Annotated in this window: 16 protein-coding genes and 2 tRNA genes; 9 read left to right on the forward strand and 9 right to left on the reverse strand. The window is 36.7% G+C overall.

The window, feature by feature from the left end; genetic code table 11:
• Window positions 1-37 precede the first annotated feature (37 nt).
• Both ACFSAH_RS17325 and ACFSAH_RS17330 read right to left on the reverse strand, forming a co-directional pair.
• Window positions 38-111, reverse strand: a tRNA-Asn gene (locus tag ACFSAH_RS17325).
• Between the two features lie 65 nt (window positions 112-176).
• Window positions 177-250, reverse strand: a tRNA-Asn gene (locus ACFSAH_RS17330).
• Between the two features lie 110 nt (window positions 251-360).
• Between ACFSAH_RS17330 and ACFSAH_RS17335 the strand changes: the two genes are divergently transcribed.
• The 3 genes from ACFSAH_RS17335 to ACFSAH_RS17345 all read left to right on the forward strand — a co-directional run bounded on the left by ACFSAH_RS17335 (window position 361) and on the right by ACFSAH_RS17345 (window position 2,451).
• Window positions 361-1,281: a PfkB family carbohydrate kinase gene (locus tag ACFSAH_RS17335; protein WP_379664008.1), complete on the forward strand. Its 921-nt coding sequence runs from the start codon at window positions 361-363 to the stop codon at window positions 1,279-1,281.
• Window positions 1,282-1,460: 179 nt separating this feature from the next.
• The gene (locus ACFSAH_RS17340) at window positions 1,461-1,823 is read left to right on the forward strand and encodes a hypothetical protein (RefSeq protein ID WP_379664009.1); all 363 of its coding nucleotides are present in this window, start codon (window positions 1,461-1,463) and stop codon (window positions 1,821-1,823) included.
• A gap of 91 nt (window positions 1,824-1,914) precedes the next feature.
• Complete coding sequence (locus ACFSAH_RS17345) at window positions 1,915-2,451, forward strand: ferritin (protein ID WP_379664010.1); 537 nt, start codon at window positions 1,915-1,917, stop codon at window positions 2,449-2,451.
• Window positions 2,452-2,489: 38 nt separating this feature from the next.
• Here the strand turns inward: ACFSAH_RS17345 and ACFSAH_RS17350 are convergent, their stop codons facing one another.
• Complete coding sequence (locus ACFSAH_RS17350; RefSeq protein ID WP_379664011.1) at window positions 2,490-2,672, reverse strand: hypothetical protein; 183 nt, start codon at window positions 2,670-2,672, stop codon at window positions 2,490-2,492.
• Between the two features lie 139 nt (window positions 2,673-2,811).
• On the opposite strand from ACFSAH_RS17350, the gene ACFSAH_RS17355 reads away from it, so the two are divergent.
• The 5 genes from ACFSAH_RS17355 to ygiD all read left to right on the forward strand — a co-directional run bounded on the left by ACFSAH_RS17355 (window position 2,812) and on the right by ygiD (window position 6,357).
• Window positions 2,812-3,825 (forward strand): LLM class flavin-dependent oxidoreductase, encoded by a 1,014-nt coding sequence (locus tag ACFSAH_RS17355; protein WP_379664012.1) that lies wholly within the window; start codon window positions 2,812-2,814, stop codon window positions 3,823-3,825.
• A gap of 4 nt (window positions 3,826-3,829) precedes the next feature.
• Entirely contained in the window at window positions 3,830-4,300 is a 471-nt protein-coding gene (locus ACFSAH_RS17360) for a hypothetical protein (RefSeq protein WP_379664013.1), read from the forward strand.
• 96 nt (window positions 4,301-4,396) lie between these two features.
• Complete coding sequence (locus ACFSAH_RS17365) at window positions 4,397-4,807, forward strand: Rrf2 family transcriptional regulator (protein WP_379664014.1); 411 nt, start codon at window positions 4,397-4,399, stop codon at window positions 4,805-4,807.
• Window positions 4,808-4,859: 52 nt separating this feature from the next.
• A complete protein-coding gene (locus ACFSAH_RS17370; protein WP_379664015.1) occupies window positions 4,860-5,513 on the forward strand; it encodes an NAD(P)-dependent oxidoreductase in 654 nt (217 codons plus the stop codon).
• 10 nt (window positions 5,514-5,523) lie between these two features.
• Window positions 5,524-6,357, forward strand: coding sequence for a 4,5-DOPA-extradiol-dioxygenase (gene ygiD, locus ACFSAH_RS17375; RefSeq protein WP_379664016.1), 834 nt, complete (start codon window positions 5,524-5,526; stop codon window positions 6,355-6,357).
• A gap of 286 nt (window positions 6,358-6,643) precedes the next feature.
• Here ygiD and ACFSAH_RS17380 read toward each other — a convergent pair whose 3' ends face one another.
• Entirely contained in the window at window positions 6,644-7,975 is a 1,332-nt protein-coding gene (locus ACFSAH_RS17380; RefSeq protein ID WP_379664017.1) for a DEAD/DEAH box helicase, read from the reverse strand.
• A gap of 141 nt (window positions 7,976-8,116) precedes the next feature.
• Between ACFSAH_RS17380 and ACFSAH_RS17385 the strand changes: the two genes are divergently transcribed.
• Entirely contained in the window at window positions 8,117-8,428 is a 312-nt protein-coding gene (locus ACFSAH_RS17385) for an FtsB family cell division protein (RefSeq protein ID WP_379664018.1), read from the forward strand.
• On the opposite strand, the gene ACFSAH_RS17390 is transcribed toward ACFSAH_RS17385, so the two are convergent.
• The 5 genes from ACFSAH_RS17390 to ACFSAH_RS17410 all read right to left on the reverse strand — a co-directional run bounded on the left by ACFSAH_RS17390 (window position 8,425) and on the right by ACFSAH_RS17410 (window position 14,732).
• Window positions 8,425-9,042 carry a trimeric intracellular cation channel family protein gene (locus ACFSAH_RS17390; protein ID WP_379664019.1) on the reverse strand — a complete coding sequence of 206 codons (618 nt, stop codon included), beginning with the start codon at window positions 9,040-9,042 and terminating at the stop codon, window positions 8,425-8,427. The two genes, ACFSAH_RS17385 and ACFSAH_RS17390, sit on opposite strands and share 4 nt — an antisense overlap.
• Complete coding sequence (locus ACFSAH_RS17395; protein ID WP_379664020.1) at window positions 9,029-11,083, reverse strand: hypothetical protein; 2,055 nt, start codon at window positions 11,081-11,083, stop codon at window positions 9,029-9,031. Before ACFSAH_RS17395 ends, ACFSAH_RS17390 begins: the two co-directional genes overlap by 14 nt.
• Before the next feature lie 21 nt (window positions 11,084-11,104).
• Window positions 11,105-11,830, reverse strand: a complete 726-nt coding sequence (locus tag ACFSAH_RS17400; protein WP_379664021.1) for an SIMPL domain-containing protein — start codon at window positions 11,828-11,830, stop codon at window positions 11,105-11,107.
• Between the two features lie 96 nt (window positions 11,831-11,926).
• On the reverse strand, window positions 11,927-12,670 hold the full coding sequence (gene fabG, locus ACFSAH_RS17405; protein ID WP_379664022.1) for a 3-oxoacyl-[acyl-carrier-protein] reductase: 744 nt from the start codon (window positions 12,668-12,670) through the stop codon (window positions 11,927-11,929).
• Window positions 12,671-12,932: 262 nt separating this feature from the next.
• Complete coding sequence (locus ACFSAH_RS17410; protein ID WP_379664023.1) at window positions 12,933-14,732, reverse strand: DEAD/DEAH box helicase; 1,800 nt, start codon at window positions 14,730-14,732, stop codon at window positions 12,933-12,935.
• Window positions 14,733-14,840 lie beyond the last annotated feature (108 nt).

A 14,840-nucleotide genomic window follows, 5' to 3' on the forward strand; every position in this document is an offset into this window, starting at 1 on the left:
AAAAAGCCAACAGGAAAATCCTATCGGCTTTATTAAGCTCCCGAAGCTGGGCTCGAACCAGCGACCCTCTGATTAACAGTCAGATGCTCTAACCAGCTGAGCTATTCGGGAATTTTTTTTTTAATTCTGGTATTTAATATGTTTTATAAACAAGATCCTTGCGATCTGTAAATTTGCTCCCGAAGCTGGGCTCGAACCAGCGACCCTCTGATTAACAGTCAGATGCTCTAACCAGCTGAGCTATTCGGGAATTTCATCAATCCGTTTTTAAAAAACGGCCCTCTGGTTAAGGGACTGCAATATTCGGGATTTTAAATTTATTATGCAATATTTGTACAAAATATTTTTTAAATAAATTTTATGAGCTTAGTCGTTATAGGAACCGTAGCTTTTGACGCTATAGAAACCCCTTTTGGGAAAACAGACAAAATAGTTGGCGGAGCAGCAACTTATGCTAGTATAGCCGCTTCTTATTTCTACAACAAAACAAAGATTGTTGCAGTAATAGGTGATGATTTTCATCAGGAAGACATCGAAACATTCAAATCAAAAAACATAGATGTAGAAGGTCTGCAAATAAAAAAAGGGGAGAAATCTTTCTTTTGGTCTGGCAAATACCACAATGACATGAATAGCCGTGATACACTTGTTACGGAATTAAACGTATTGGCAGACTTTGATCCTATTATACCGGAAACTTATCAGGATTGCGAATACCTGATGTTGGGAAACCTTACCCCACAAGTACAGAAAACAGTTATTGAAAGGTTAAAGAAACGTCCTAAATTAATAGTATTGGACACTATGAACTTTTGGATGGACATTGCATTAACAGATTTATTAGAAACTATAAAACTGGTAGACGTTTTAACAATTAACGATTCTGAAGCCAGACAATTATCCGGAGAATACTCTTTAGTAAAAGCAGCGCAGAAAATACTTACAATGGGGCCCAAATATCTTATCATTAAAAAAGGAGAGCATGGTGCCTTATTATTCCATGGAAACCAGATTTTCTCTGCCCCTGCTTTACCACTTGCCGACGTATTTGATCCAACAGGTGCTGGCGATACATTTGCTGGTGGTTTTATAGGCTATCTTGCACAAGTGGGAACCATCAACTTTAACAACATGAAAAATGCAATTATATTTGGTTCTGCATTAGCATCTTTCTGTGTGGAGAAATTTGGAATCGAACGTATAAAAAACCTTACACAAGAAGAAATCTCAAACCGGGTACAACAATTTGTTAACCTAAGCCATTTCGAAATAAAAGGCTAAAATACAACCTAAAAACATAAAGGACATGGTGATAAATGTCCTTTATGTTCAGGAAACTTATAAAGTCAGAATAAAATAACCCCATTTTATTCCATATACTCCCTCATTCACTAAACCTTTCTAAAATCATTTGTTTTTTATTTGGATTATTTCTAAACAAGATGCATATTTGTGCCGTCATGGAAATTATCAATTCAACTTTAGAAAGATGTGAGCCAGAAGAGATTTTCTCTACTCCTTTTGGAACAGTTCACCAATCTGACAAAGAGAATTGCATATACCTCAATTTTTCCGGCAGAAAAGCTAAATACAAATTGGCTTGCTTGCAAAGACTAAAAAGAGTCGTGGATCAGATAGATTTGGTTAGAATGACAGACGTAGATCACCCGGGGATAGAAATCATATTTTTATGTGGTGCCGAAGAATGTTTCGTGTTAGATATTCAGGAAATACTAAACCTCAAAGATCTTTTAAATGGTACTTTTGCCATGTTTGAACTAAACAGTATCGTTACAGATAGACTCAGCAGAATAGTACTATAACCATACTTAGATTAACTCCAAATTAACATTTCCCCATCCTATTAGCTTTTTCTATACCTATCTTTGGATTAAACGATTTAAAGATAACCACATGAAAGATTTAGTTCGTATCAAAAGTTTACTATCTACAGAGATAGAAAACCTACTTAACCAACAAATTAAAAAGGAAGCTATTTCAGCATCATTATATTTATCTATGGCATCATGGTGCGATAGAAACGGCTACGATTATTCAGCAGAATATTTCTACAAGCAATCTGATGAAGAAAGACATCATCAAATGAAGATCTTTCATTATGTAGCAGACATGGGTGGAACAGCTATATCTCCTGAAATCAGTAATATTAAAGTAGAATTCAGCTCTTTCAGAGAAGTTTTTGAAGATGCCTTAGAAGCAGAAATAGCCATCACACAATCATTCAAAAACATAGCCGCTAAATGCCACAAAGAGCAAGACTATGTAACATTAGAATTCCTGAATTGGTTCTTTAAAGAGCAAAGAGAAGAAGAATATAAAGCCAGAAGGGCTCTGGAATTATTCGATGTAATAGGAGAAGAAGGAACAGGACGCTGGGAAATAGACAAACACGTAAAAAAGATATCTTACAGCGAAGATGCTGGAGAATAAGCATAAAAAAGCCGGGAACAAATAATTCCCGGCTTTTTTTATTCATCGTTGTTCTCTCTTTTTCTCTGGCTTGGCCTCCTCTCCCGGTTCGCATTAGACGCACTGCTTGCATTAGGAACCTGATGCCCTTTAATCTCTTTCACACTTACAAATCCCCTGTTAGAAGTTGTTTGCCCCTGCGTGTCCTTGTCCGCTTGATTGTTTTTAGGTTGATGTTTCATAATATTTGGTATTGATGAAGCATTAATCTATCAAAGAACATGCCTTTATTCGTCCTTATAAAGGTCATCAATCAGTCAGAATTCAAAGTATGACTTTATTCATTCTACTGGCTCATCGTATATTAGTTAATTTTGATATATGGATATTAAACTTAGTGTACTAGATCAGACTCCTGTACGAAAAGGAAGTAATGCCAATGCTTCTTTACAAGAGACCATCCAGTTGGCCAAACTTACCGATGAACTTGGCTATACCAGGTATTGGTTAAGCGAACACCATAATTCGGTGATGCTAGCCACAGGTTCCCCAGAAGTACTGATTGCTCGTTTAGGAGCTGAAACTAAAAATATCCGTTTGGGTTCTGGCGGCATGATGATGCCTAACCACAGCACATTAAGAGTAGCCGAAAACTTCAGGGTATTAGAAGCATTGTATCCCAACAGAATAGATTTGGGCATGGGTCGGGCACCAGGAGGTGATCGTTTAACAGCACACTTACTTAATCCTTCTAACAATTTTGATCCGCAGCAATATCTTCAGCAACTCAAAGATATCAGAAGCTTCCTGAACGAAGAACCCATTGATGGAATATCTGAAATGATGGTGAAGGCAATCCCCTCCATCAATACTTCTCCAGATTTATGGATTTTAACCTCGAGCGGGGAAAGTGCCATTATAGCAGCATATATGGGCATAGCCTGTTCTTTTGCTCAATTTATCAATCCTATTGGAGCCGCTGAAGCTATAAAAACTTATAAAGAAAGATTTAGTCCATCAGCAGAATTAGCTGCACCACAAACCAGTATAGGTATTTTTGGATTTTGTTCCGAAGACGAAAAAAAAGTAAAACAAGTACAGGCCTATATGGATTACAGATTACTGAGTTTTGAAAAGGGGCTCTATAATCAGCAATTTGATTATAACGATATCAGGGATGTAGAATATAGCGATTATGATTTACAACGTATCGACAAAAACCGAAAAAGAATGATTATTGGCACACCAGATAGTGTAAAGAAGAACATAGAAGAACTATGTAAAAACGTAGATACTAACGAAGTAATTATATCTACCTATACCATGGATGCCCAAGACAGGTTTGAATCGTATAAATTAATGGCTAAAATATTCGGTCTGAAAAAGAATGGCTAGTATTATGAAAACGAACGACTTTAATACCTGGAAAAGACAAATTTTCTCTCAACTAAACAAGGTTCAGGAAAAAATTGGCGAAGCAGATTTCAAAAGACTGAATCTGGATATTATCTGCAGAGCATTGAATAAGGTAACGCCTTTCGTTAATGAAGATGATCAAATTGATGTACTAAAACGACTAGTAGACCGCTCTATAAGTTTAATACCTAATAATACCTCTACACTTACTAAAACAAACCTTAAACCTTATTACAAGAGCATCAGAACATTAAAGTCTTATCTCAAAAGAAATTACCGATTAGTTCCCGTAGGTTACCACTCTATCATCTGGACAATTATAGGTATAGGTTTTGGCATACCTTATTCTTTCTTTATTACCTCTTTACTAGGCATATTTATAGGTTTGGGAATAGGTCTCGGAATAGGCACCTACTTTGACAAAAAAGCGGAGAAAGAGAATAAATCATATTAAAGTTTGTCATTTCAAAGTTTTTTTAACTCATCTTTTTCTTTCAGAAATTTTAATATCTCTACATTTTAACTGTAATAAAAAAGATTACAATTAAAAATGAACAACGGACGATTTGCTATAGCCATACATATTTTAACCCTACTAAGGTTAAGCAAAGAAGCTTTACTTTCTTCTGAGTACATTGCTTCCAGCATTAATATTAACCCTGTACTGGTTAGAAAGGAAATAGCAGAACTTAAAAAAACCGGATTAGTTAATAGTAGAGAGGGAAAAAATGGCGGCTGTTTTTTAGCAAAAGATGCTTCCAAAATAGATTTAGCGGTAATTTTCAAAAGCATATACAAAGACAGCGTATTTTCTTTTGCTAAAAACGAACCAAACCCTAATTGTCCTGTTGGTAAACAAATAAACAAACGTTTAAACAAAGTATATGCCGATGCTGAAATTGCATTACTACAAGAACTTAAAAACAAAACTTTAGAAGATTTCTGTAAAGAATTCGAATAATTTTTTTTAATCAAAACTGTAACAAAAATAATTACATTTATTCTTTATATTTATGAAAATATCAATCATAGGAGCATCCGGTTTTGTAGGTAAAAGCCTGGTAAATGAAGCTATCATTAGAGAATTGAGCGTAAAAGCCATAGCAAGAAACGCAGAAAACATCCCTACCAATGAAAAATGGGTAGAAAAGATTGCTGTAAACGTTCTTGATACCCAAAAACTTACTGACGCCATAAAAGGTAGCGATGTAGTTATAAGTGCTTATAATGCCGGTTGGACAAATCCCAATATTTATGCTGATTTTATAGCAGGTTCTAAGGCAATAGAAAAAGCTGTAACAAATGCCGGGATTAAACGTTATATTGTAATTGGCGGAGCAGGAAGTCTTTTTGTAGCCGACAACCTACAAGCTGTAGATACACCTGACTTTCCTGAACAAATAAAACCAGGGGCCACTGCTGCAAGAGATTATCTTAATTCCCTAACCACAAACAAAGATTTGGACTGGGTGTTTTTTAGTCCTGCGTTTGAGATGTCTCCGGATGTAAAAACAGGAAGAACAACTCAATACCGATTAGGTAAAGACCAACCTGTATTTGACACAGAAAACCGCTCAAGACTATCTGTAGAAGATTTAGCTGTAGTTATTTTTGATGAAATAGAGCATCCGCAACATCATCAGGAAAGATTTACTGCAGCGTATTAAACCCACAAAAATGGAATCTTTAAAAAAACTATATCAATGGCAGCAAAATCTTTCGGAAACAGAAAAGATGCCTGCTTTATTCCTGGGACATGGGAGTCCAATGAATGCCATTGATGAGAATATATTTGTACAAAACTGGCGTAAACTGGCATTAGAAATTCCTAAACCACGAGCCATTTTGGTAATATCAGCACATTGGGAAACAAAAGGGACCAAAGTCACGGCAATGGAACACCCCAGAACTATACACGATTTTGGTGGGTTTCCCAAAGCTTTATTTGAGGTACAATACCCTGCGCAGGGAGATCCCGAACTGGCAGAATATATCAGCGGAGTATTAAATCACTTTACCGAAGTTGAACTGGATCAGGTATGGGGATTAGACCATGGCAATTGGAGTGTGGTAAGACATCTTTATCCCAATGCAGATATTCCGGTTTTACAGCTCAGCCTCGATTATTCAAAACCAGCACACTATCATTACGAACTGGCCAGAGAATTACAGATACTACGAAAAAAAGGAATATTAATTATTGGTAGTGGAAACATGGTTCATAACCTGAGAATGATAGCCTGGGACAATATGCTGGAGCCTGGCTTTGGTTACGATTGGGCATTAGAGATAAACGAAAAGATGAAAGACCTGATTGTCGCAAAAAAACATCAGGAACTGATAAATTATCAGCATTTTGGATTGGCAGGAAACTACGCTATCCCATCGCCTGAGCACTATCTGCCTTTGCTTTATTCATTGGCCGTTCAGGATGAGAAAGATGAGATCAGCTTTTTAAATGATATTCCTGTTGGAGGTTCATTAACAATGACATCGGTTGTATTAAAATAGGGAGAGGGCAATCTATAGCCTATTGCTAAAGCTATGTCAGATAAAGAAAAAGCGGAATCAAAGTTTTTACTATTGTCTCCGCTTTTTGCTAAAGTTTCTGTTGTTCTGAAAAACCACCCAAAACTTCCATCTCTTTTCATAAATCATGAAAGCTTTATGATTCTAAAGGCTGTCTCAAATTAGTGTTTTTTTTGTCAGGCTGAGCGGAGTCGAAGCCTGTATAGTACCATTCAAGACATATTTCGACTCCGCTCAATATGACATTCCTGTTTATGAGACAGTCCCTTTATTTATGCTTTTTATACCTTTCAGAAGGCTTAATGTTTGCTGTTTTTGTATTCTTTGCTTTCTTTTCATGAAAAGCACCACCCCTCGTAGGGTCATCCTCTTCTTCCTTCTCCACTTTCTTCTTTTTGCTTTCGGTTTCTACGTATAAATCTTCCGGTAAATCCATTCTATTCATCCGTAAACCAAGTTCCTGCTCTATCTTCTGTATCGTCCCTAATTCCAGATCTGTAACTAAACAAAGAGCCAGCTGATCTTCTTGTTTCTCATTTTTCAAGACTACTTTCTGAATAAAGTTATTTTGATGATCAGGAATATCAAAGAACATCAAAAATGGAATATTACTGGTTTCCAAGTCTGGCAAATCTTCTTCACTAACTATCAATACCCTTCTCTGTGGCATCTGCTCAAAATCAGCTAAGTTTTCGATATTATTTTCAGAGAATTCAATACATCTGAAAGTGTAAACATCTACCAATTCTTCCTTAGGGTTCAGCATTTTATAAACTGTCTCAGCGGTAAACTTAGACCCAACAACCACTAAAACTTTATCGAACACTTCCCTATCCTCCAACAATAAATTAAGCAGGTTCAGTTTAGTTTTAAAATTAGGAACTGTGTACAGTATCTGCTCCACACATGGGACATCTTTTTGTTCCAGATTATCAACCTCAATAACATCAAACTCCTCCATAAAATAACTTAACATCCGGGCTATCTTACCATGATAAACGGAAGAGAAAATAAGATTCTGCGCCTTAGGCACACTTCTTCCCAGTTCGGCAACGGGTAACTGCAATCCATTAGCTACAATTTCATCTGCATCATCCACAGCAAATAATTGTAGTTTATTTAAGTTAAGTCCCAGTTTAAGGTAAGCAGAACGAGCCCTGTCTGGCATTGCAACCACAATATCCACTCCATCTGTAAGTTCCAGCACCTGTGCGTCTAAAGTAGGTCCGTTATTAAACAAACCATATATACGTAGCGATTTATTTCTGTTCAATAGTTCAAACTGCTGTATTAGTTCTTCTCCCCGCTCCTGACTGGAAACCATAATCAAAATCCGTGGTGCAATCTCCTCGGTTTGCTTTAGCTTATTAAGGGCCGCCAGCACCAGTGCAGTAGATTTCCCAGCACCTTCTCCAGAAACAGCCACCAGATCCTGTCCACCATTTATACGGCTAAAAATAGTTGATTGTAATCCTGTTGGCTGAAAATAGCCTGCATTAGAAACAGCTATCTGTAACTGCTTACTCAATCTTAATTTCTCGAATGAACTCATTACTGCAAAAATAGCATTGAAAAACGGTATCAGGAAACTTAGCGTCATATTTAGCAACAGCACTCGAATTAATCTTTATATAAAACAAAACAACACAAACACAAATCACTATAAATCAAAAACTTAATAAAAAAATTTCTGTTTATTGATAAAATAACCATCTTTGTGTGTAATCTAGAAAAGAGACTTATGAAACGTTTGGTAGACTTGGTAAAAAACAAATTCTTTTTAACATCTATGGCTTTTTTAGTTTGGATGTTGTTTTTTGACCGAAATGATGCCATATCTCAATTCGATTACCGAAATCAGGTAAAAAAACTTGAACAGGAAAAAGCCTTTTACACTGATGAAATTGCCAAAGTAAAAAAAGACCTGGAAGAATTAACAACGAACAAAGACAGACTGGAAAAATTTGCCCGTGAAAAATACCTCATGAAAAGAGATAACGAAGACGTTTTTGTAATTATAGAAGATCAACCGGAAAAAAAAGGTCTTTTTTAATAAAACCTGGGTAAAGCCAGATGTTTTTTAACAGCAATTATTCTAATTAATACGATGACACCTATTGACAGTACCTCTGTCAGATTTTTATCCAATCCTGCATAATATAAAGCGAAATAGGCCAATCCCCCTACAATACATGCTGTAGCATAAATTTCTTTTCTAAATATAATTGGAATATTATTCAACAATATATCACGGGATATCCCTCCAAAACACCCTGTTACCAGCCCTAAAGCAATGCATATACCCGCATCTAAATGCAAAGCCAGTCCTTTTTGTAAGCCAAGTATGGTAAAAAAGCCAAGACCGAGACTATCCGACAGAAATAATATAATTTTAAACCTTTTTAGCCTCTTCCAGAAAAACATAGCCAATAAGGCGGTAATGATAATAATAACGACATAATAAGGCTCTTTAATCCAGAATACCGGTATATCTCCTATCATCAGGTCTCTCAATGTTCCACCGCCCACTGCAGCAACAAAAGCCACTATCAATACACCAAAAGCATCTAAACGTTTTTGCATCGCAGCAAATGCACCAGACACAGCAAAAGAGGAAGTACCCAAAATAATGATCAGGTTTTCCAGCAATACACTATAAAAGTCCATTCCTTTTTCTTAAAAACCACTCTAAACTTAGCAACAACAGCAATACAGCAAAAATCCACTTCATGTTAATGAGTTCCTCAAAGGTACGATCATTATGAACAACTGACGTAATATGTTCATTTTCTTCTATAAGCTCATAAAGTTTGTCCAATTGATTCGGAGAAACCATTTCTCCCCCACTCATACTGGCTAAACGATATAAGAACTGATGATCTGCCGTTAAGTTCTCGTATTCTACATTTACTTTCTCAATCACAAAATAACCTTTTGTTTCCATTTTCTTCTCTCCCAACTGCGTACTGGCTGTATAGTTATATTGTCCGGCAGGCAGCATCCCGGCATTAAGTTCATAGAATTTATCCTTTTTATTGAATACAAAACTATATTTATCACCAGCATCATTGCTCATATTTATAGCTACGTCTGCATCGTTTATAGGCTGGTACGATTCGTTGTACAACTCAGCTCCAAATAAAGCATCTTCATTATTCAGAAAATTACTTTTTGCCGGATATACCTTAAATCGTCTTTTATCCTGTTTAATACTTAACAACTGTACCGTTCTGGAAACAAGCTCATCAAATGCCACAAAATTATCGGAGTTTTTATAGTTTTCTATACGCCATCTCCACAAACCTTCGCCCAGCAAAATAGCCCGGTTACTCCGCAATTTTGAAAAGGCCCATAAATCCTGTCCATCCTGATCGCTCATTAACACCTGCTTCTCTCCCTTAAAGACCATTTGTCCGGCAGGACCTGCTAACGGAGGCAGATTCCGCATAAAAGACCGGGTTGCCTCAGATAATGTAAAACCATAGAATTGGCTATTCAGATTTGCCGTATGATTCTTGAACTGAGCTGCTGTATTTAAGCTAAAAGGTTCCTGAGCTGCATTCAGTAATACCATATTGGTTTCTGTACCTGCAATAAACCAAATTGGTATTTCCCGAGTACTCTCCAGCAAGTTCTTAACCGGAAATTTTAGTGAAGGCAAATTATGTAATATAATTACACTATATTCTCCAAGTTTTTTGGGGGTCTCATCAGCTTTAACTACATCTACCGCATAGTTCTTATTACTTTCCAGACTTTGTTTCAAGGCAGCAATATCCGGGTGCGGCGCATTAGCCACTAAAAGTATTTTCTCTTTCCCTTCTAGTACATCAATATAAATAGTACGATTATTATTTTGATAGGACTGTTCTTCCGGCAATCTGGATACATTTATGGTAATTTTATGCGTTCCTACTTTTCGGGCATCCAGCTTAAAAGAAACATTCTTTTTCCATTCCTCATTTTCAATAAACAGCTGTTGTCTTTTCTGTTGTCCGTCAGAAGTTTCAATATTTACAGTTATAGATTCGCCTTTCGATTTATTAGCCTGAAGGGCCACCTCCAAAGTATACTCGTTATCCAAATAAGCAATCCTATTGTAGTTCACAGTGCGTATGGCAACATCTTTTCGTGGAATAGTATCTCCCAAAGCAATAGTATAGACAGAAGCTCTATTTAAAATTGCCTGATGGTTGATAGAAGATCCTCTATTAATAATACCGTCAGATGCTATTATTACTCCGCCAACATTATTGGCACTGTATTGCTCATCTATATAGTTGAAAAGTGTAGAAAAATCTGTTTGCTGATCCTTATAATCAAATATTTCGGCTTTAGCTACCCGGTCTCCAAAACCAAGTACCTCTACTTTATATTTCGCCTTAAGTTTATTGATCAGTTCATCTAAAGACTTCTGATAACTTTTCAAATCATATCCGGGAGACTTAGCCAGAGGAATAGATGCAGAATTATCCTGAGCCACAATTAACAGGGGCTTTTCTTCTACATTTTTATCCACAGCCAGCAAAGGTGCCATCAATAAAAAACAGATGACACTTACAACAATTGTTCTAAGTGTAAATAGTATATATTTTAAAGATCCTTTCTCCTGTTTTTTATAAAATATATAGGCATAAAACAAGCCTGTTGCCAGACATAACAACAGCCACCAGCCCGATGTATTTTCGAATAATATTGCTCCTAACATTTCATGTTAAAAATGCAAAAATTATTCTATTTCAAAGTTGGCATTTACTACTGCTGTAATTTCTTTTCTAATTGAACTGACATCATTAATACCATAATCAGATGTTACGTTTGAATTTTCAGGTGTAATTTGCAACACACCCATTCTGGCACTTTTTAAGGCTCCTAATTTTCTACCGGTGGCTTCGGCTACTCTTTTCCCCCTTACCATTGCATCTTTTGCGGCTTCTGCCTGAATATCTATTTTAATATCAGATAGCTTGGTATAATAATATTCCGGTGGATTTACTGTAAACTCGACACCCTGCTCTACTAAAGAAGCTATATCAATAGACAAGGCTTTCATTTTTTCTACATCTTTAGATTCAAATTCTATCATCTGATTTATAGAATAAGACCTCACGCCTACCTGCATCCCATTATTATTATAATTATAGTTAGGATACGAATTTGTAGTTTTAAAGTCTATATCTTTTTCGGTAAAGCCATGTTTTGCCAGATAAGCCAGTAATACAGGTTTCTGACTTTGTAGTTTTTGATAGGCATCTTTCGCTGTCTCCGCTTCTGCACTCAGACTCCCTCTGATAACGGCTAAATCAGATACAATAAGCTTTTTAGCCGATCCGGTAACATTAATAGTTTGTTCTGCTGCCCCCACTTTTTTCCATGTACCAGAAAAAATAAGCATGGCTATTAACAATGCTACGGACAAAATAACAGCGGGTAATACAAGCTGGTTGTTTTTCATTATAAATAGTATTGAATAAATTCTTTTTATGTTAAAAAACTACAGCAAAAAAAAAGCCACTTTAACAGTGGCCTCTTACATTTATAATTTTTTTATTTACAACATACCGCCACAAACAGATAAAACCTGTCCGTTTACATAAGCACTCATATCAGAGGCTAAGAAAACACATACATTTGCTACATCTTCAGGCTCTCCTGCTCTTTTTAACGGAATACCTGCTTCCCAACCTGCTACTACCTTCGGATCTAAAACATCAGTCATTTCTGTACGTATAAATCCCGGAGCAACCACATTGGTTCTGATATTTCTTGATCCTAATTCTTTAGCAACAGATTTAGAAAATCCAATAATACCCGCTTTGGATGCCGCATAATTAGCCTGTCCGGCATTACCTTGCACACCAACCACAGAGCTCATATTAATGAATACGCCTTTACGGTTTTTCATCATAATCTTAGAAGCTGCTTTAGTGGTGTTAAATATCGATTTAAGGTTTACCTCCAATACATCATCCCAGTTTTCCTCGGTCATGCGCATCAATAATCCATCTTTGGTAATTCCTGCATTATTCACCACAATATCCAGCGTTCCAAACTCGGCAACAATATCATTAATCAACTGGTCTGCCTGATCAAATTTTGAAGCGTCAGAACGGTAACCCTTTATTTTGGTTCCAAAAGCTTTTAACTCTTCTTCTAAGGCCTGTCCTTTCTCTACGGAAGACAAATATGTGAACGCCACATGAGCACCTTGTTCTGCAAATTTTTCTGCAATTTTTTTACCAATACCTTTTGATGCCCCTGTAATCAATGCGGTTTTTCCTTCAAGTAATTTCATCTTCTATTTAATAAGTCTAAAATAAAAATACTCAACTTACTTCTACAGAACAGTATTAAAACTTTTCAATCAAGTAGTTGAAACTGTGAAAATATTAATTTTTTATTAAGAGTAGCTACCAAAAATGCTCAAACTTCAAAAACAGCTCTTTGCTGAGGCTATAAGTTCTTTTTCCGTTTTTAATATTCACTACCCCTTATAAAACAAAAAGCGCCTGAAATTAAGCGCTTTTTGTTTTTTCTAATCCTTACTTAGGATTATTTTATCTTCTCTTTCCTCCAAATCCTCTTCTCTCGCCGCTTCCGGCACCTTCTCTTTTCTTACCCGAAAAGTCTCTGAAACCGCCGCCTCCGTTTGCACTTCTTCTCTCTCTATCTCCGCCGCCACGTCTGTCTCCACCTCTTCTTTCTCCTCCACCACGTCTATCACCACCACGACCTCCTCTTGGTTCGCTAGAAACTTCTATTCTTACAGGTCTGCCATTATAATCTACAGATTTAAAGCCCTGCATTATTTTATCTGCGTCAGCATCTTCTACTTCAAAGAAAGAAAACACACCTTTCATGTCTATTCTCCCAATAGCTCTGCCGCTTACACCTGTATTATTACAGATATAGCCTAACAAATCGCCACGAGTAAAATCATCTACAGAACCCAGGTTAATAAATAATCTGGTGAAACCATCGCTACGTCTCTCGCTTCTTTCTCCTCTTTCCCTGCTACCTCTTTCGTCTGCAGAAGCATTCAAATCAGGTGCATTTTTGTAGTAATCCAACAACATGTTAAACTCTAAAGACACAAAACGTTTGATTACATCTTCGGTAGTCATGTCTTTAAAATCTTCTATAATTCTTGGCAGGTATTGCTCTATTTGCTCTTCGTTTACTTCTACGTCATGTACACGCTTCACTAAACCAAACAATTGCTTTTCTACCACATCAAATCCGGTCGGGATTTCTGCTTTGGTAAATTGCTTACCAATAACTTTCTCGATTTGACGGATTTTATGAATTTCTCTCGAATTAATAATACAGATAGATACCCCTGTTTTTCCGGCTCTTGCTGTTCTACCGCTTCTGTGCGTATAGTTTTCAATCTCATCTGGTAAAGAATAGTTAATTACGTGAGTCACGTCGTTAACGTCTATACCTCTGGCTGCAACATCCGTAGCTATTAACAACTGCAGGTTTCTTTCCCTGTAACGCTTCATTACTCTGTCGCGTTGTTGTTGCGAAAGATCACCATGTAACGAATCTGCATTATATCCGTCTTTAACCAAAGATTCGGCAATTTCTTGTGTTTCTATCTTTGTACGACAGAAAACTATACCGAAGATATCCGGGTTAAAATCTACAATACGCTTAAATGCAGCGTATTTATCGCGAGCTTTAACAATATAATACTCATGCTCTATGTTAGCATTTCCTGTATTTTGTTTACCCACTGTAAGCTCGTGTGGGTCAGTCATGTATTTTTCTGCAATTCTTCTTACCTCTCTTGGCATGGTTGCAGAAAACAACCAGGTTTTTTTAGTATCTGGTGTGGTAGACAAAATATCGTTGATATCCTCCTGAAAACCCATGTTCAACATCTCGTCTGCCTCGTCAAGTACTACGTAATTAACGTTTGAGAAATCGATAGCTTTTCTGTTGATAATATCTAGCATACGTCCCGGGGTAGCCACAACAATTTGTACCCCTCTTTTTATCTCTCTAAGCTGATTTACAATGTTAGCTCCACCGTAAACGGCAACTACATTAACATTTTTTAAATTTTTAGAGAAATTCTTTAAATCGTTACTGATTTGCAAACACAACTCACGTGTTGGACATAAAACCAAAGCTTGTGGATAATTCTTTGTGTTGTCTATCAGCTCTAACAATGGAAGACCGAACGCGGCCGTCTTCCCTGTTCCAGTTTGGGCTAATCCGACAAAATCGTTGCTGCCTGATAACAAGACCGGAATGGCACTTTCCTGGATTGGAGTAGGATTTGTAAAACCTAACTCAGTTATCGCATTAACAATATCATGACGGATCCCCAGTTCATTGAATGGGTTCATGATAACTTATAAAATATGGCAACATTGCCAAATAGGGCGCAAAGTTACGCTTTTACACTGAAAAAGCAAATAAAATTTCACAGAAAGCGTAAATACCCGCCCTAAAGA

The organism is Pseudopedobacter beijingensis (assembly GCF_042678145.1).
In the GTDB taxonomy this organism is placed as follows: domain Bacteria; phylum Bacteroidota; class Bacteroidia; order Sphingobacteriales; family Sphingobacteriaceae; genus Pseudopedobacter; species Pseudopedobacter beijingensis.

What these genes read in the sequence shown, in the direction of transcription:
- ACFSAH_RS17335 (WP_379664008.1), top strand. Translation starts at nt 361, where the DNA reads ATGAGCTTAGTCGTTATAGGAACCGTAGCTTTTGACGCTATAGAAACC.
- ACFSAH_RS17340 (WP_379664009.1), top strand. Translation starts at nt 1,461, where the DNA reads ATGGAAATTATCAATTCAACTTTAGAAAGATGTGAGCCAGAAGAGATT.
- ACFSAH_RS17345 (WP_379664010.1), top strand. Translation starts at nt 1,915, where the DNA reads ATGAAAGATTTAGTTCGTATCAAAAGTTTACTATCTACAGAGATAGAA.
- ACFSAH_RS17350 (WP_379664011.1), bottom strand. Translation starts at nt 2,672, where the DNA reads ATGAAACATCAACCTAAAAACAATCAAGCGGACAAGGACACGCAGGGG.
- ACFSAH_RS17355 (WP_379664012.1), top strand. Translation starts at nt 2,812, where the DNA reads ATGGATATTAAACTTAGTGTACTAGATCAGACTCCTGTACGAAAAGGA.
- ACFSAH_RS17360 (WP_379664013.1), top strand. Translation starts at nt 3,830, where the DNA reads ATGAAAACGAACGACTTTAATACCTGGAAAAGACAAATTTTCTCTCAA.
- ACFSAH_RS17365 (WP_379664014.1), top strand. Translation starts at nt 4,397, where the DNA reads ATGAACAACGGACGATTTGCTATAGCCATACATATTTTAACCCTACTA.
- ACFSAH_RS17370 (WP_379664015.1), top strand. Translation starts at nt 4,860, where the DNA reads ATGAAAATATCAATCATAGGAGCATCCGGTTTTGTAGGTAAAAGCCTG.
- ygiD (WP_379664016.1), top strand. Translation starts at nt 5,524, where the DNA reads ATGGAATCTTTAAAAAAACTATATCAATGGCAGCAAAATCTTTCGGAA.
- ACFSAH_RS17380 (WP_379664017.1), bottom strand. Translation starts at nt 7,975, where the DNA reads ATGACGCTAAGTTTCCTGATACCGTTTTTCAATGCTATTTTTGCAGTA.
- ACFSAH_RS17385 (WP_379664018.1), top strand. Translation starts at nt 8,117, where the DNA reads ATGAAACGTTTGGTAGACTTGGTAAAAAACAAATTCTTTTTAACATCT.
- ACFSAH_RS17390 (WP_379664019.1), bottom strand. Translation starts at nt 9,042, where the DNA reads ATGGACTTTTATAGTGTATTGCTGGAAAACCTGATCATTATTTTGGGT.
- ACFSAH_RS17395 (WP_379664020.1), bottom strand. Translation starts at nt 11,083, where the DNA reads ATGTTAGGAGCAATATTATTCGAAAATACATCGGGCTGGTGGCTGTTG.
- ACFSAH_RS17400 (WP_379664021.1), bottom strand. Translation starts at nt 11,830, where the DNA reads ATGAAAAACAACCAGCTTGTATTACCCGCTGTTATTTTGTCCGTAGCA.
- fabG (WP_379664022.1), bottom strand. Translation starts at nt 12,670, where the DNA reads ATGAAATTACTTGAAGGAAAAACCGCATTGATTACAGGGGCATCAAAA.
- ACFSAH_RS17410 (WP_379664023.1), bottom strand. Translation starts at nt 14,732, where the DNA reads ATGAACCCATTCAATGAACTGGGGATCCGTCATGATATTGTTAATGCG.